The organism is Pseudomonas marginalis (assembly GCF_001645105.1).
GTDB classification, from domain to species: domain Bacteria; phylum Pseudomonadota; class Gammaproteobacteria; order Pseudomonadales; family Pseudomonadaceae; genus Aquipseudomonas; species Aquipseudomonas petroselini.
In genome coordinates this window covers 221,255-237,554 of sequence record NZ_LKEG01000060.1, presented here as the reverse complement: position 1 = coordinate 237,554, position 16,300 = coordinate 221,255, and the positions used below count along the sequence as shown (strand labels likewise).

The following is a 16,300-nucleotide window of genomic DNA, read 5'->3' as shown; positions in this document are numbered from 1 at the left end:
TGAACCATGGCCACTATCCACGTAGACGGCAAAGCGCTCGAAGTCGATGGGGCGGACAACCTGTTACAGGCATGTCTCTCACTCGGCCTCGACATCCCGTATTTCTGCTGGCACCCCGCGCTTGGTAGCGTCGGTGCCTGTCGCCAGTGCGCGGTCAAGCAGTACACCGACGAGAACGACACGCGTGGTCGTATCGTCATGTCCTGCATGACCCCAGCCACCGACAACACCTGGATCTCCATCGACGATGAAGAATCCAAGGCGTTCCGCGCCAGTGTCGTCGAATGGCTGATGACCAACCACCCCCACGACTGCCCGGTCTGTGAGGAAGGCGGTCACTGCCACCTACAAGACATGACGGTGATGACCGGCCACAACGAGCGCCGCTATCGCTTCACCAAGCGTACCCACCAGAACCAGCAACTGGGCCCGTTCATTTCCCACGAAATGAACCGCTGCATCGCCTGCTATCGCTGCGTGCGCTTCTATAAGGACTACGCCGGCGGCACCGACCTCGGCGTATTCGGCGCCCACGACAACGTGTACTTCGGTCGCGTTGAAGACGGCGTGCTTGAAAGCGAGTTCTCCGGCAACCTCACCGAGGTCTGCCCGACCGGTGTGTTCACCGACAAGACTCACTCCGAGCGCTACAACCGTAAGTGGGACATGCAATTCTCGCCGAGCATCTGCCATGGCTGCTCCAGCGGTTGCAACATCTCCCCAGGCGAGCGCTACGGCGAACTGCGTCGCATCGAAAACCGCTTCAACGGCTCGGTCAACCAGTACTTCCTGTGCGACCGTGGCCGTTTCGGCTATGGCTACGTCAACCGCGAAGACCGCCCACGCCAGCCGCTGCTGGCCGATGGCGCCAAGCTGAGCCTCGACGCGGCGCTGGATAAAGCCGCCGACCTGCTGCGCGGCCGTAACATCGTCGGTATCGGTTCGCCGCGTGCCAGCCTCGAGAGCAACTACGCGTTGCGTGAGCTGGTGGGCGCCGAGCACTTCTACTCCGGTATCGAAGCCGGTGAGCTGGAGCGCATCCGCCTGGTCCTGCAAGTGCTGAACGACAGCCCGCTGCCCGTTCCGAACATGCGCGACATCGAAGATCACGATGCGATCTTCGTGCTCGGTGAAGACCTGACCCAGACCGCCGCGCGTATCGCGCTGTCGCTGCGCCAGTCGGTGAAAGGCAAAGCCGAAGACATGGCCGACGCCATGCGCGTCCAGCCTTGGCTCGATGCCGCCGTGAAAAACATCGGCCAGCACGCGCTGAACCCGCTGTTTATCGCAAGCCTCGCTGAAACCAAGCTCGACGATATCGCTGAAGAATGCGTCCATGCGGCACCAGATGACCTGGCGCGCATCGGTTTTGCCGTGGCCCACGCCCTGGACGCCAGCGCACCGGCCGTCGAAGGCCTGGACGCTGAAGCCGGTGAACTGGCCCAACGCATCGCCGACGCCCTGTTGGCCGCCAAGCGCCCATTGATCATTGCCGGCACCTCCTTGGGTTCCAAGGCACTGATCGAAGCCGCCGCCAACATCGCCAAGGCCTTGAAGTTGCGCGACAAGAACGGTTCCATCAGCCTGGTCGTGCCGGAAGCCAACAGCCTCGGCCTGGCCATGCTCGGTGGCGAGTCGCTGGACGCCGCGCTGCAAGCGGTGACCGACGGCAACGCCGACGCCATCGTGGTGCTGGAAAACGACCTGTACACCCGCACCGATGCCGCCAAGGTTGACGCTGCGCTGAACGCCGCCAAAGTCCTGATCGTCGCCGACCACCAGAAAACCGCCACCAGCGAGCGCGCCGACCTGGTGCTGCCGGCCGCCACCTTCGCCGAAGGCGACGGTACCCTGGTCAGCCAGGAAGGCCGCGCCCAGCGCTTCTTCCAGGTGTTCGATCCGAAGTACATGGACGCCAGCATCTTGGTCCATGAAGGCTGGCGCTGGCTGCATGCCCTGCGCGCCACCCTGCTGAACCAGCCAATCGACTGGACTCAGCTCGACCACGTCACCGCCGCCGCCGCCGCAAGCGCGCCGCAGCTGGCGCGGATCGTCGACGCCGCACCGTCCGCCGCGTTCCGCATCAAGGGCATGAAACTCGCCCGTGAGCCGCTGCGTTACTCCGGTCGTACCGCCATGCGCGCCGACATCAGCGTGCATGAACCGCGTACCCCGCAAGACAACGACACCGCGTTCGCCTTCTCCATGGAAGGTTACTCGGGTTCGGTCGAGCCCCGTCAGCAGGTGCCGTTTGCCTGGTCGCCGGGCTGGAACTCGCCACAGGCCTGGAACAAGTTCCAGGACGAAGTCGGGGGTCATATCCGCGCTGGCGACCCAGGCACCCGCCTGATCGAGACCCAGGGCGACTCGCTGAACTGGTTCGCTGCCGTACCGCGTCCGTTCAACCCGGCCCAGGGTACCTGGCAGGTTGTGCCGTTCTTCCACCTGTTCGGCAGCGAAGAGAACTCTTCGAAAGCCGCGCCGGTACAAGAGCGCATTCCAGAAGCCTACGTGTCCCTGGCCAAGTCCGAAGCCGACCGCCTGGGCGTCAACGACGGTGCCCTGCTCAGCCTGAACGTGGCCGGCCAGACCTTGCGTCTGCCGCTGCGCATCAACGAAGCATTGGGTGCCGGCCTGGTTGCACTGCCTAAAGGCCTCGCCGGCATTCCACCGGCGATCTTTGGCAAAACCGTTGACGGTCTGCAGGAGGCAGCGCAATGACCTGGTTCACCCCTGAAGTGATCGACGTGATCATCTCGGTCGTCAAGGCCATCGTGATCCTGTTGGCCGTGGTCGTCGCGGGCGCCCTGCTCAGCTTCGTCGAACGTCGCCTGCTGGGCTGGTGGCAGGACCGTTACGGTCCGAACCGCGTTGGCCCATTCGGCATGTTCCAGATCGCTGCCGACATGCTGAAAATGTTCTTCAAGGAAGACTGGACCCCACCGTTTGCCGACAAGGTAATCTTCACCCTGGCACCGGTCGTGGCCATGAGCGCCTTGCTGATCGCCTTCGCCGTTATCCCGATCACCCCGACCTGGGGCGTGGCGGACCTGAACATCGGCTTGCTGTTCTTCTTCGCCATGGCCGGTCTGTCGGTCTACGCGGTGCTGTTCGCCGGTTGGTCGAGTAACAACAAGTTCGCCCTGCTGGGCAGCTTGCGGGCCTCGGCCCAGACTGTGTCCTACGAAGTGTTCATGGGCCTCGCGCTGATGGGCATCGTGGTGCAGGTCGGCTCGTTCAACATGCGCGACATCGTTGAGTACCAAGCGCAGAACCTGTGGTTCATCATTCCGCAGTTCTTCGGCTTCTGTACCTTCTTCATCGCTGGCGTCGCCGTGACTCACCGTCACCCGTTCGACCAGCCGGAAGCGGAACAGGAACTGGCCGACGGTTACCACATTGAATATGCCGGTATGAAATGGGGCATGTTCTTCGTCGGTGAATACATCGGCATCATCTTGATCTCGGCCCTGCTGGTCACGCTGTTCTTCGGCGGCTGGCACGGTCCATTCGGCATCCTGCCGCAGTTGGCGTTCTTCTGGTTCTTCCTGAAGACCGCGTTCTTCATCATGTTGTTTATCCTGCTGCGCGCTTCCATTCCGCGCCCACGGTACGACCAGGTGATGGATTTCAGCTGGCGCTTCTGCCTGCCACTGACCCTGATCAATTTGCTGGTGACTGCTGCCGTTGTGTTGTTGAACACGCCAGCGGCCGCGGTTCAGTGAGGATTTGACCCATGTTCAAATATATTGGCGACATCGTTAAGGGTACCGGTACCCAGTTGCGAAGCCTGGTGATGGTGTTCGGTCACGGCTTCCGCAAACGCGACACCCTGCAATACCCGGAAGAAGCGGTGTACCTGCCGCCGCGCTATCGCGGCCGCATCGTGCTGACCCGCGACCCCGATGGCGAAGAGCGTTGCGTAGCCTGCAACCTGTGCGCCGTGGCGTGCCCGGTGGGTTGCATCTCCCTGCAGAAAGCTGAAACCGAAGACGGTCGCTGGTACCCGGACTTCTTCCGCATCAACTTCTCGCGCTGCATTTTCTGCGGTCTCTGCGAGGAAGCTTGCCCGACCACCGCGATCCAGCTCACACCGGATTTCGAGATGGCCGAGTTCAAACGTCAGGACCTGGTGTACGAGAAAGAAGATCTGCTGATCTCTGGTCCCGGTAAAAACCCTGATTACAACTTCTATCGTGTTGCAGGTATGGCCGTTGCCGGTAAGCCGAAAGGCGCCGCACAAAACGAAGCCGAGCCGATCAACGTGAAGAGCTTGCTGCCTTAAGGAAGAAAGATGGAATTCGCTTTCTATTTCGCATCGGGTATCGCGGTTGTGTCCACGCTTCGCGTGATCACCAACACCAACCCTGTGCACGCCCTGCTCTACCTGATCATTTCACTGATCGCCGTGGCCATGACCTTCTTCAGCCTCGGCGCACCGTTCGCCGGTGTGCTGGAAGTGATCGCCTACGCCGGCGCCATCATGGTGCTGTTCGTGTTTGTGGTGATGATGCTCAACCTGGGGCCGGCTTCGGTCGCCCAGGAACGCGTCTGGCTCAAGCCCGGCATCTGGCTCGGCCCGGTTGTCCTCGCAGCCCTGCTGCTGGGCGAACTGCTGTATGTGCTGTTCGCTCACCAGAGCGGCCAGGCCATCGGCCACACCACCGTAGACGCGAAAGCCGTGGGCATCAGCCTTTTCGGCCCGTACCTGCTGGTGGTCGAACTGGCGTCGATGCTGCTGCTCGCCGCAGCCATCACTGCCTTCCACTTGGGCCGCAACGAAGCCAAGGAGCAATGACGATGCCCGCTATCCCTTTGGAGCATGGTCTGGCGGTCGCCGGCATCCTGTTCTGCCTTGGCCTGGTCGGCCTGATGGTCCGCCGTAACATTCTGTTCGTGTTGATGAGCCTGGAAATCATGATGAACGCCGCCGCACTGGCGTTCATCGTTGCGGGTGCACGTTGGGGCCAGCCGGATGGACAAGTCATGTTCATCCTGGTGATCAGCCTGGCAGCCGCCGAGGCCAGTATTGGCCTGGCGATCCTGCTGCAACTGTATCGTCGCTTCCACACGCTTGATATCGACGCTGCCAGTGAGATGCGCGGATGAACATGATCTTTCTGACTTTCGTATTCCCCCTGATCGGTTTCCTGCTGCTGTCGTTCTCCCGTGGACGCTGGTCGGAAAACCTCTCGGCCCTGGTGGGCGTGGGTTCCATTGGCTTGTCGGCCATCGTTGCCGCCTATGTCATCTGGCAATTCAACGTGGCGCCGCCGGAAGGCGGTCACTACACCCTGGTACTGTGGCAGTGGATGTCGGTGGAAGGCTTCAAGCCTAACTTCGCCCTCTACGTCGACGGCCTGTCGATCACCATGCTCGGCGTGGTTGTCGGCGTGGGCTTCCTGATCCACCTGTTCGCGTCCTGGTACATGCGCGGTGAAGCGGGTTACTCGCGCTTCTTCTCGTACACCAACCTGTTTATCGCCAGCATGCTGTTCCTGGTGCTCGGCGATAACCTGTTGTTCCTGTACTTCGGTTGGGAAGGCGTGGGCCTGTGCTCGTACCTGTTGATCGGTTTCTACTACAGCAACCGCAACAACGGTAACGCGGCACTTAAAGCCTTTATCGTCACCCGGATCGGCGACGTGTTCATGGCCATCGGCCTGTTCATCCTGTTCCAACAGGTGGGCACGCTGAACATTCAGGAACTGCTGGTGCTGGCACCGCAGAAATTCCAGGTCGGCGACTTCTGGATCACCCTGGCCACCCTGATGCTGCTGGGCGGCGCCGTGGGTAAATCCGCGCAACTGCCACTGCAAACCTGGCTGGCGGACGCGATGGCGGGCCCTACCCCGGTTTCCGCACTGATCCACGCGGCAACCATGGTCACTGCCGGTGTCTACCTGATCGCCCGTACTCACGGCCTGTTCACCCTGGCGCCGGATATCCTGCATCTTGTAGGCATCGTCGGTGGCGTGACCCTGGTACTCGCCGGTTTCGCCGCGCTGGTGCAGACCGATATCAAGCGGATCCTCGCCTACTCGACCATGAGCCAGATCGGCTACATGTTCCTGGCCCTGGGCGTTGGCGCCTGGGACGCGGCGATCTTCCACCTGATGACCCACGCCTTCTTCAAGGCCTTGCTGTTCCTTGCCTCCGGTGCGGTGATCGTTGCCTGCCACCACGAGCAGAACATCTTCAAGATGGGCGGCCTGTGGAAGAAGCTGCCACTGGCCTACGCCAGCTTCATCGTCGGTGGCGCCGCACTCGCAGCCCTGCCGCTGGTGACCGCCGGTTTCTACTCCAAGGACGAAATCCTCTGGGAAGCCTTTGCCAGCGGTAACCAGAACCTGCTGTACGCAGGCCTGGTGGGTGCATTCATGACCTCGCTGTACACCTTCCGCCTGATCTTCATCACCTTCCACGGTGAAGCCAAGACCGAAGCACACGCAGGCCACGGCATCTCGCATTGGCTGCCATTGTCGGTGCTGATCATCCTGTCGACCTTCATCGGCGCGCTGATCACCCCGCCCTTGGCCGGTGTACTGCCGGAAAGCGCCGGCCATGCCGGCGGCGCCGCCAAGCACAGCCTGGAAATCGCCTCGGGCGCCATCGCCATCGCCGGTATCCTGCTCGCGGCCCTGTTGTTCCTCGGCAAGCGTCGCTTCGTGACAGCCGTTGCCAACAGTGGCATTGGCCGCTTCCTGTCAGCCTGGTGGTTCGCCGCCTGGGGCTTCGATTGGATCTACGACAAACTGTTCGTCAAGCCCTACCTCGCCATCAGCCACATGCTGCGTAAAGACCCGCTCGACCAGACCATCGGTTTGATCCCGCGTGCCGCCAAGGCCGGTCACACCGCCCTGAGCCGCAGCGAAACCGGCCAATTGCGTTGGTATGCAGCTTCCATGGCGGCCGGTGCCGTGCTGGTGATCGGCGCCATCGTGGTGGTGGCGGTATGACTATGAACTTTGCGAACTTGCGAAAGGAAACGAGCCCGTCATGATTCTGCCCTGGCTAATCCTGATCCCCTTTATCGGCGGCCTGCTCTGCTGGATGGGTGAACGCTTCGGCGCCACCCTCCCCCGCTGGATTGCGTTGCTGACCATGTCCCTGGAACTCGCTCTCGGCCTCTGGCTGTGGGCCCATGGCGACTATTCATTTGCTCCGGCACCGGGTGTCGATCCGACCTTCGCGCTTGAATTCAAGCACGTGTGGATCCAGCGCTTCGGCATCAATGTGCACCTGGCCCTCGACGGCCTGTCGCTGTTGATGATCCTGCTGACCGGCCTGCTGGGTATCCTCTCGGTACTCTGCTCCTGGAAAGAGATCCAGCGTCACGTGGGCTTCTTCCACCTGAACCTGATGTGGATCCTGGGCGGCGTGGTCGGCGTGTTCCTCGCCCTCGACCTGTTCATGTTCTTCTTCTTCTGGGAAATGATGCTGGTGCCGATGTACTTCCTCATCGCGCTCTGGGGTCACAGTTCTTCGGACGGCAAGAAAACCCGGATCTACGCGGCAACCAAGTTCTTCATCTTCACCCAGGCTTCCGGCTTGATCATGTTGGTGGCGATCCTGGGCCTGGTACTGGTCAACTTCAACAGCACGGGCGTGATTACCTTCAACTACGCCGACCTGTTGAAGACCAAGATGTCCCTGACCACCGAGTACATCCTGATGCTGGGCTTCTTCATCGCCTTCGCGGTGAAGCTGCCGGTGGTGCCGTTCCACTCCTGGTTGCCTGACGCTCACGCCCAGGCGCCGACCGCCGGTTCCGTGGACCTGGCCGGTATCCTGCTGAAAACCGCTGCCTACGGCCTGCTGCGTTTCGCCTTGCCGCTGTTCCCGAATGCTTCGGCCGAGTTCGCGCCGATCGCCATGACCCTGGGTCTGATCGGGATTTTCTACGGCGCGTTCCTGGCCTTCGCACAAACCGACATCAAGCGTCTGATCGCCTTCTCGTCCGTTTCCCACATGGGTTTCGTACTGATCGGCATCTACTCCGGCAGCCAACTGGCGCTGCAAGGCGCGGTGATCCAGATGTTGGCCCACGGTGTTTCGGCCGCTGCACTGTTTATCCTGAGCGGTCAGCTGTACGAGCGCCTGCATACTCGTGACATGCGCGAAATGGGTGGTGTGTGGTCGCGCATCGCGTACCTGCCGGCGATCAGCCTGTTCTTCGCTGCTGCATCCCTGGGCTTGCCGGGTACCGGTAACTTCATCGGCGAGTTCCTGATCCTGATGGGTGCCTTCGTGCAGACGCCGTGGATCAGTGCGATTGCTACCTTCGGCCTGGTGTTTGGTTCGGTCTACTCGCTGATCATGATCCACCGCGCCTACTTCGGCCCGGCCAAGTCCGACACCGTCCTGCAAGGGATGGATGCGCGCGAACTGATCATGGTGCTCGGCCTGGCGGTACTGCTGATCTACATCGGCGTGTACCCGCAACCGTTCCTGGACACTTCTGCCGCAACGATGCATGGCGTGCAGCAGTGGTTCGGCACCGCCTTCTCTCAACTCGCTTCGGCCCGGTAAGAGCGCTATGGAATTCACGATCCAACACTTTATCGCGCTTGCGCCGCTGCTGATCACCAGCCTCACCATCGTGGTGGTGATGCTGGCGATCGCCTGGCGCCGCAATCACTCGCAAACGTTCCTGCTGTCCTGTGCCGGTTTGAACCTGGCCCTGCTGTCGATCATCCCGGCCCTCAAGGTCGCGCCACTGGCAGTCACGCCATTGATGATGGTCGATGACTTCGCGTTGCTGTACATCGCGCTGATCCTGGTCGCGACCCTGGCCTGCGTCACCCTTGCCCACGCCTACCTCGGCGAAGGCGGCACCGGCTACCCAGGCAACCGCGAAGAGCTGTACCTGCTGATCCTGCTGGCTGCGGCCGGTGGCATCGTGCTGGTCAGCGCGCAGCACCTGGCGGGCTTGTTCATCGGCCTGGAACTGCTGTCGATCCCGACCTACGGCCTGGTGGCCTATGCCTTCTTCAACAAGCGCTCCCTGGAAGCCGGCATCAAGTACATGGTGCTGTCGGCGGCCGGTTCCGCGTTCCTGTTGTTCGGTATGGCCCTGCTCTACGCCGAAGCCGGCAACCTGAGCTTCACCGGTATCGGTCACGCCCTGGCGGCCACCAGCATGCCTGCGCCGATTGCCCAGTTGGGCCTGGCCATGATGCTGATCGGCCTGGCGTTCAAGCTGTCGCTGGTGCCCTTCCACTTGTGGACCCCGGACGTGTACGAAGGCGCCCCGGCGCCGGTGGCTGCGTTCCTGGCCACCGCGTCGAAAGTGGCTGTGTTTGCGGTGATGGTGCGGCTGTTCCAGATCTCCCCTGCCGCCAACACCGGTGTGCTGAGCACCGTACTGACCGTGATCGCCATCGCGTCGATCCTGTTCGGCAACCTGCTGGCCCTGACGCAGAACAACCTCAAGCGTCTGCTGGGTTACTCGTCCATCGCTCACTTCGGCTACCTGCTGATCGCCCTGGTGGCGAGCAAAGGCCTGGCTGTGGAAGCCATGGGCGTGTACTTGGTCACCTACGTGATCACCAGCCTCGGCGCGTTCGGCGTGATCACGCTGATGTCCTCGCCGTTCAAAGGCCGTGACGCCGACGCCCTGTACGAATACCGCGGCCTGTTCTGGCGCCGTCCGTACCTGACCGCCGTACTGACCGTGATGATGCTGTCCCTGGCCGGTATCCCGCTGACTGCCGGCTTTATCGGCAAGTTCTACATCGTCGCCACCGGCGTTGAAGCGCACGAGTGGTGGCTGGTTGCCTCGCTGGTCCTGGGCAGCGCCATCGGCGTGTTCTACTACCTGCGCGTGATGGTCACCCTGTACCTGATCGAGCCAAACCTGCGTCGTGTGGATGCCGAGCTGCATTGGGAACAGAAGGCAGGCGGCGTGATGCTGCTGGCCATCGCCCTGCTCGCGTTCTTCCTGGGTGTTTACCCACAACCGTTGCTCACCCTGGTGCAGCACGCGGTGCTGGGCGTTTGATCGCTTAGCGGGATGCAGTAAACAAAACGGCGCCTTCGGGCGCCGTTTTGCGTTTCTGGGGCCGGTGCTTTTACCCTCCCCTACTCACGGAAATGTCCTCCTCCACCTGCCTCCTTATCTGGCATCTACCCGATGAGGGCCGCCGTATGGTGTTTGCGTTTTAGGAAAGTTCCCACAGCAGGGTCACTTGACCCAATGCGAGTGGGCCACCAAACTATACGCAGGCTACGTACAGAACATGGACGCTCTATTTATCGAACTGCCGGCCTTCGAGCGGCATCGCAAGGACTATCTGAGTGACGAGCTTTTCCACGGTTTTCAACAGGAGTTGATGAAGAACCCGGAAGCGGGAGACGTGATCGAGGGAACAGGTGGGTTACGCAAGGTTCGCTTTGTCGACGAACGACGCAACAAAGGCAAGCGCGGTGGCCTGCGGGTCATTTACTACTGGTGGCCAGGCGGCACGCAATTCTGGTTATTCACCCTGTACGGCAAACACGAACAGGACGACCTCACGCCACAGCACAAAAAAGCCCTAAAACACATGCTGGACAGGGAAATCAAAGCGAGAACACATCATGAAACGTGAAATCTTTTCCGAACTGGTCGAAGGCTTCGACGCCCTGGCAAACGAACGCCAAGGCAAAGTCACCCTGCGGACCCACAAGGTTCATCTCAACAACCTGGAGCCGCTCACCGCAGAGGAAGTGGTCGCCGTGCGTCAACAGCTCAACCTCTCCCGTGCCGTCTTCGCCATGTACCTGCGCACCAACACGCGTACGCTGGAAAACTGGGAGCAAGGCCGGGCCAAACCTAATGCCCAGGCTGCCACCCTGATTCGCCTGGTGGCGCGTTTTCCCGAGACCGTGGCACAACTTGCGGCGTTGGGTTGACCTGCAATGACCCCAAAGAAAACGCCCCGAACATTCGGGGCGTTTTCCATTACAACGGCGTCAGAATGCGATACCGACCTTGAACCCGTACTCATCACGCTTGAGCTTGGTGTTGTCGGCCACTTCGGAATCACCGTCGAGCTTGTATTCGGTGCGGGTGTAGTACAGGCCTGCCATCACCGGCAAGTCGCCTTTCTGATTCATCAGCAGGCTGACTTCGGCGTACGGGTTGGTGCGGTCCTTGAGGTCCACGGTGTCGCTGCCAACATCATCCACCTTGAGCTTGGTGCGGCCATCGATAGTACGACGGGCGCCGGCCTCGACGCGCAGGGTCATGTCATCGAATTGGTGGTTGTAGCCCAGGGCCGCCTTGGCGAACGGCGATTTATTGGTGAGCTTCACATCAAGGTTGTTGATTTCCGGCTCGTAGCGGGTCCAGCTGTAGCCACCGCCCACGATCACGTCGACAAAGTTGCGCGCATCCAGCGCGGCGCGCCAGCCGAGATCCAAATCGGCCTGGCCTTCCTTGAGTTTGTTGTCGCTCTTTTCGCCGTACTTGGCTTCGATACCGGCTTGGTAGATGAAACCGGATTCGGCGGTGAGCTTGTTGCCAAAGTTGTAGAACAGGCCCGCTTCCGGCATGTGGCTTTTGTCGCTTTGGCTGCCGCCTTCGAATTTGAAGTCGTTGTAGCTGCCCAGGATCCCGAAGGTGGAAATCGGGTCGGTGGACGGTGCGGCGAACACCGCAGCAGGCGCAGCGACCAGCGCCAACAGCGAGGAACCCTTGAGGAATTTTCCGAATAGCTTGGACATCGTTTTACATCTCCTTGTCTGGTGAGCAAATTATTCAGGAACCGGTTCGAACCCCGGCATGCGCGAAAGGTTCGAATTAATTTGCACCGATTTGAAGGTAAAACGGTTCAGCGAGGGCTCTGGATCAATACTCTCAAGAAACAGCCACTACGAGGCTATCAAGGATCTGGCGAAGCGGCGCCGAGACCGGCACTTGAATGTCAAAGGTCCTGCCCAGCACATCCAGCAGCTCATCGGCACTGCCAAGCGTGCGTTTTTCGCTCGGCCGATCCAGGTAATGAACCGCGTAGCTGGCGTTGTTCAACGTATAGCGTTTACCCGGCGCCAAGCGTGCGACTTTCAGCTGGCCCACAAAGGGCGAACCCGGGTGCGTGGAGACGTACCAGTTGCCGATTTCATAGTCGATGCCCGCCTGTACTTGCAGATCGAACACATACAAGCCACGCCACTCCCCGGCCACTTGCGCCCACAGCGTGTAACTGCCCTGCCCGTCAAAGGTCAGGCGATAAGGTTCATGCGCCGTGGCCTGCAGCGCTTCAGTGTCCAACTGCAACGGGCTGCTGGGCACCATGCCGCCAAAGCCGACATCGCTGATATAACGCACGCCGTCCAGGGTCACCAGGCTCAAGCGATGGGTGCGCGCCGTGTGCGCATCCGGCGGCCCTCCCATCACCACCCGGCCGGTAATGCCGCGTGCATCAAAGCCGAGTTCCTGCAACAGCGCCAGGAACATCTGGTTCAGCTCATAGCAATAACCACCCCGTCCCTCCAGCAGCACTTTTTGCTCGACACTGGGCAGGTCGATCGGCACCGGCTGGCGCATCAACGTCGACAGGCTTTCGAAAGCAAAGGTGCACACATGACGCAGTTGCAGAGCCTGCAACGTCTGCAGGGTCGGCGCTGGCGGCGCGTCATAGCCCAAGCGTTGCAGATAGAGGCGGCTATGGGTCAGCAGAGGCATGGCGCAATCCTTGGGCGCGAGATGAAGACGTCACTATGCCGCGCCAGCATGCAGATTGTCATTTTGAATGAACCTTTTTGAACGCTCCCGTATCCATCTATAACAACACAGGGAGGCAACATGAGTACCGCAAAAATCTACACCATCCACTACCAACTGCATGGCAAACCGAAGTCCTTTGTGGTGCGTGCCGAAGTGATGAACAACGCCGAGGCCTGGCACTGGGCGGCGGTCGATGCCGATATTGCGCACGTGAGTCGCGTGGGCCGCGTGGGGCACGAGCAGGTGAAGAAAACGACTCGGCCGTGGGCTGAGAAGTTTGGGATTACTGAAGTGACGTGGGTTGCGCCGAAGTAACGGGAAAAGCCCCGCCGTGTGAGGCGGGGCTTTTGCGTATTGCCGAGCTGTTTTCGAAGCGACTTTTTGCCCTCAACGCAGTGCCACGCCACCGCCTCAATGATCGCTATTATTCGACCCACCCAGGATATAGCTGCGCAAAGCCCTCTTGCAGCCATTCCACAAAAACCTGGACCTGCGGGGCCAGATGCGTCCGGCTTGGGTACAGCACCGAGACAGGCCGAGGTGCTGGCCGATAGGGCCTCAGAACCTCTACCAAAACGCCGCGGTCCAGATACTCAGCTACGGTGATACCTGGCGCTTGGATGATGCCGCAGCCTGACACGGCGCATTGGACGTAAGCGTTCGACTCGGTAACCGTGATACCGGCGCTACTCACGAACGTCCGAGGCTGAGCTTTTACCGTGAAATGCCAAGGTAACGTTCTATTGTTCTGCCCGGACAAGAAGTTGACGCCTCGATGGGAAACCAAGTCGTCGAGTGTCTGGGGTTCGCCATGCTCTTCCAGATACGCAGGGGCGGCACATGTCACCATGGTTGCCATTGCGATGGGACGAGCGATCAATGTCGAGTCCGGCAAATTGCCAATTCGTAGTGCGCAGTCAATGCCTTCACCGATCAGGTCAACGGCTCGATCGGTCACGCCCAGCACCATGTCGATGCCGGGGAAGGTGGTCGTGAACGCTTTCAGGCTCTGGATGAATTCCATTTGCGCAAAAGCGCTCGGGATATCGACGCGAAGTCGGCCCGCGAGCGTCGCGCCTGTGCGATCAAACATCGAGGTCGCGGCAGAAATATCCGCAAGAATTTCCTGCACCCGCGCATAGAACCGCTCGCCCTCGGCGGTCAGCGCCACCTTTCTTGTGGTGCGTTGGAACAAGCGCACGCCCAAAGACGTTTCCAGCTCCTGGATATACCGGGTGACCTGAGGCCGCCCGATGTCCAGCGACTCGGCGGCCTTCGTGAAGCTGCCCAGCTCAGCAAGCCTGGCAAACAGTCGCATTGATTGCAGCAATTCCATGATGCATTACCCGGTCAGATGCAATTGTTGCCTGAGAATAGAACAATCATGTCATTTTGTTTGCATTTATTGCACGGCTCCAACGGCGAACAATGCGCTCATGGCAAACCACAGCGGTTTGCAGCGTTTGATTCGTTTTGGAGATTCGCAATGAAAGCCTGGTTATTGAAAGATTTCGGACTCGCCAACCTTCAGGTGGGAGAGGTACCAACCCCACAACCCAAGGTCGGTGAATTGCTGGTGAAAGTCGGCGCGGTCTCGCTCAATTTTCGCGACAAGGCAATCGTCGACGGCATCTATGAACCGCATACGGTGCCCAAACCTCTGATCCCGGTGAGTGATGCAGCCGGCACAGTGGTTGCGGTGGGTGCCGGCGTCACACGCTTCAAAATCGGTGACCGGGTCAACTCGCACCTATATTCCCGTTGGCTGGATGGCGAACCTGGGCCCAATGAGCCGGATTACTGCTTCGGCTCGCCCTTACCGGGAGGTTTGGCCGAGTACATGATCATCCACGAAAACAGTGCCGTGAGTGCGCCAGATAACATGAGCGATGAAGAGGCGGCAACGCTGCCGATTGCCGCGCTCACCGCGTGGTACTCGCTGGTGGACTTTGGACAGATTCAGCCTGGGCAAACCGTATTGGTCCAAGGCACTGGCGGTGTGTCCATATTTGCCGTGCAGATCGCCACTGCGCTTGGCGCGAAGGTGATCGCAACGTCAAGTAGCGGTGAGAATCTGCACGCTGTAAAGAGGCTGGGAGCCGTAGCGGGAATCAACTATAGAACGTCCCCCAACTGGGCAGACGACGTGCTGAAGCTGACCGATGGCAAAGGTGTGGATGTGCTGCTCGATGTAGCCGGTGGCAGCGGCATCAACCAATCAGTGGCCGCGACCAAGGCGTCCGGGCGTATTGCGCAGATCGGTTTCCTGACAGGACAGACCGTTGAACTCAACTTGATGCCGCTGATTTTTCGCCAGACAACCCTTCGTGGTATTGCCGTGGCGCCACGCACATCGTTCGACCGAATGAACGCATTCCTCAACGAACACAACATACGTCCGGTGATCGATCAGGTGTATCCGTTTGAAAAAGCGCGAGAGGCTTACGAGCATCTTGCGCGGGGCGCATTTGGCAAGGTTGTCATCAAGATCGCTTGATCTCGCCAAGGCGCCAACAGGGCGCCTTGTCTTACACCTCGCTATGGCTTCAAGTCGCCCAACGGATCATAGGCCGGCTTCTTTTCATCCTTGTCTTTCTTGTCCTTATCCAACGGCGCAATAGCCGGGCCGATAGGATCAACCTGCGGGTCCGCCACGTCCGGCGAATCCGGGTCAAAACCCAACTCATCCTTACCGCTGGAATGCTCGTCTGAAGACGGGCCTTTCGGAGTATCAATCACGGTGCTCTCCTTATAAGAAACGGACGGGCCTTGTTTAAAGCGGGCGGGCTTTGTCGTGGAGGTTTTCCAGGTCTTCCTCTACGCGTTCTACGTCGTCGTCCTGACGCTCCGCCGGGTCGTTGGGACGCAACGCATCGTTGTCGCGCTCCTCCTCACCGGGTGTGCGGTCAGGGTTCGGGGTACCGGGCGGTGGCTGGTTGTATTCAGACATGATGGTTCACCTCAAAGGGTCTACACAGGTTTAGAGAAACCGCCCTGCGTCATCGTTCAACTTGTTTGCCCAAGCGTGAGATGATGCTGGCCCCTTCTGGAGATACGACCCGGATGTTCGAGCTCAAACCCTGCGACCCTGTCACCTTCCGCCAGCAGACCCGACGCAGCACGCTGATTGTCGCGGTGCTGTTCCTGGCCCTGGCCATGTTGCTGTCGAGCCTGGCGGTGATGCTGTTCGGCGAGCCCGGCGGTGACAATTTACGTTTCAATGTCGGCGGCGTTTTCGCCGGGGTGCTGATCACCGTGGCGCTGGTGCGTGGCCCCTTCTGGACTCAGCCGTGGCTGGCGCCGGCGGTGTATGGCTGGCAACTAAAGCGCTGCCTGATGAGCGTGACCAATGTGATGCACAAGGTCACCGAGCAGGTCCAGGCCAATGACCCGACGGCAATCAAAGTGCTGCGTTTCTATCACCTGGGCCTCACGCAGATGCATGAACTGGATGCCAACTCCAGCGCCCAGGTGCAGTTGGTCGCCGAGGTCGAGGCACATAAAGCCAAGATGCAGGCGCTGGGGATCGATACCGAGCAAACCCGTTTCGACCCCGCCTGGCTGCAAGCGCTAAAAAGCGCTTAAACC

General features: G+C 60.2%; 18 protein-coding genes. 13 read left to right on the top strand and 5 right to left on the bottom strand.

Annotated elements, in window-relative coordinates:
* Positions 1–6: 6 nt before the first annotated feature.
* The 10 genes from nuoG (at position 7) to AO064_RS28790 (ending at position 10,896) form a co-directional block, all read left to right on the top strand.
* Positions 7–2,721 (top strand): NADH-quinone oxidoreductase subunit NuoG, encoded by a 2,715-nt coding sequence (gene nuoG / locus AO064_RS28835; protein WP_046035528.1) that lies wholly within the window; start codon positions 7–9, stop codon positions 2,719–2,721.
* The gene (gene nuoH / locus AO064_RS28830) at positions 2,718–3,725 is read left to right on the top strand and encodes an NADH-quinone oxidoreductase subunit NuoH (RefSeq protein ID WP_012724954.1); all 1,008 of its coding nucleotides are present in this window, start codon (positions 2,718–2,720) and stop codon (positions 3,723–3,725) included. The genes nuoG and nuoH overlap by 4 nt, the downstream gene beginning before the upstream one ends.
* 11 nt (positions 3,726–3,736) lie before the next feature.
* Entirely contained in the window at positions 3,737–4,285 is a 549-nt protein-coding gene (gene nuoI / locus AO064_RS28825) for an NADH-quinone oxidoreductase subunit NuoI (protein WP_003174725.1), read from the top strand.
* Positions 4,286–4,294: 9 nt separating this feature from the next.
* Positions 4,295–4,798, top strand: coding sequence for an NADH-quinone oxidoreductase subunit J (nuoJ, locus tag AO064_RS28820; protein ID WP_003174726.1), 504 nt, complete (start codon positions 4,295–4,297; stop codon positions 4,796–4,798).
* 2 nt (positions 4,799–4,800) lie between these two features.
* Entirely contained in the window at positions 4,801–5,109 is a 309-nt protein-coding gene (nuoK, locus tag AO064_RS28815; RefSeq protein ID WP_003174727.1) for an NADH-quinone oxidoreductase subunit NuoK, read from the top strand.
* Complete coding sequence (nuoL, locus tag AO064_RS28810) at positions 5,106–6,959, top strand: NADH-quinone oxidoreductase subunit L (RefSeq protein ID WP_012724955.1); 1,854 nt, start codon at positions 5,106–5,108, stop codon at positions 6,957–6,959. The genes nuoK and nuoL overlap by 4 nt, the downstream gene beginning before the upstream one ends.
* Before the next feature lie 40 nt (positions 6,960–6,999).
* On the top strand, positions 7,000–8,532 hold the full coding sequence (gene nuoM / locus AO064_RS28805) for an NADH-quinone oxidoreductase subunit M (RefSeq protein WP_064055388.1): 1,533 nt from the start codon (positions 7,000–7,002) through the stop codon (positions 8,530–8,532).
* A gap of 7 nt (positions 8,533–8,539) precedes the next feature.
* Positions 8,540–10,003 (top strand): NADH-quinone oxidoreductase subunit NuoN, encoded by a 1,464-nt coding sequence (gene nuoN, locus AO064_RS28800; protein WP_012724956.1) that lies wholly within the window; start codon positions 8,540–8,542, stop codon positions 10,001–10,003.
* 238 nt (positions 10,004–10,241) lie between these two features.
* Positions 10,242–10,592: a type II toxin-antitoxin system RelE/ParE family toxin gene (locus tag AO064_RS28795; protein WP_064055431.1), complete on the top strand. Its 351-nt coding sequence runs from the start codon at positions 10,242–10,244 to the stop codon at positions 10,590–10,592.
* Entirely contained in the window at positions 10,582–10,896 is a 315-nt protein-coding gene (locus AO064_RS28790; RefSeq protein WP_010209571.1) for a helix-turn-helix domain-containing protein, read from the top strand. Before AO064_RS28795 ends, AO064_RS28790 begins: the two co-directional genes overlap by 11 nt.
* Before the next feature lie 60 nt (positions 10,897–10,956).
* Here AO064_RS28790 and AO064_RS28785 read toward each other — a convergent pair whose 3' ends face one another.
* Complete coding sequence (locus tag AO064_RS28785; RefSeq protein ID WP_064055387.1) at positions 10,957–11,709, bottom strand: outer membrane beta-barrel protein; 753 nt, start codon at positions 11,707–11,709, stop codon at positions 10,957–10,959.
* A 133-nt stretch (positions 11,710–11,842) separates the two neighbouring features.
* On the bottom strand, positions 11,843–12,670 hold the full coding sequence (locus AO064_RS28780) for an arylamine N-acetyltransferase family protein (RefSeq protein ID WP_064055386.1): 828 nt from the start codon (positions 12,668–12,670) through the stop codon (positions 11,843–11,845).
* A gap of 120 nt (positions 12,671–12,790) precedes the next feature.
* Here AO064_RS28780 and AO064_RS28775 point away from each other — a divergent pair, with 120 nt between their 5' ends.
* Positions 12,791–13,027, top strand: a complete 237-nt coding sequence (locus AO064_RS28775) for a DUF6555 family protein (RefSeq protein WP_012724960.1) — start codon at positions 12,791–12,793, stop codon at positions 13,025–13,027.
* 109 nt (positions 13,028–13,136) lie between these two features.
* Here the strand turns inward: AO064_RS28775 and AO064_RS28770 are convergent, their stop codons facing one another.
* A complete protein-coding gene (locus AO064_RS28770; protein WP_082894002.1) occupies positions 13,137–14,048 on the bottom strand; it encodes a LysR family transcriptional regulator in 912 nt (303 codons plus the stop codon).
* Between the two features lie 150 nt (positions 14,049–14,198).
* Here AO064_RS28770 and AO064_RS28765 point away from each other — a divergent pair, with 150 nt between their 5' ends.
* Positions 14,199–15,209, top strand: a complete 1,011-nt coding sequence (locus AO064_RS28765) for a zinc-dependent alcohol dehydrogenase family protein (RefSeq protein ID WP_064055384.1) — start codon at positions 14,199–14,201, stop codon at positions 15,207–15,209.
* Between the two features lie 41 nt (positions 15,210–15,250).
* Here the strand turns inward: AO064_RS28765 and AO064_RS28760 are convergent, their stop codons facing one another.
* Both AO064_RS28760 and AO064_RS31015 read right to left on the bottom strand, forming a co-directional pair.
* Positions 15,251–15,451 (bottom strand): DUF6021 family protein, encoded by a 201-nt coding sequence (locus AO064_RS28760; protein WP_046035532.1) that lies wholly within the window; start codon positions 15,449–15,451, stop codon positions 15,251–15,253.
* 34 nt (positions 15,452–15,485) lie between these two features.
* Complete coding sequence (locus AO064_RS31015; protein ID WP_163825853.1) at positions 15,486–15,662, bottom strand: hypothetical protein; 177 nt, start codon at positions 15,660–15,662, stop codon at positions 15,486–15,488.
* Positions 15,663–15,775: 113 nt separating this feature from the next.
* On the opposite strand from AO064_RS31015, the gene AO064_RS28755 reads away from it, so the two are divergent.
* Complete coding sequence (locus AO064_RS28755) at positions 15,776–16,297, top strand: DUF3087 family protein (protein ID WP_064055383.1); 522 nt, start codon at positions 15,776–15,778, stop codon at positions 16,295–16,297.
* Positions 16,298–16,300 lie beyond the last annotated feature (3 nt).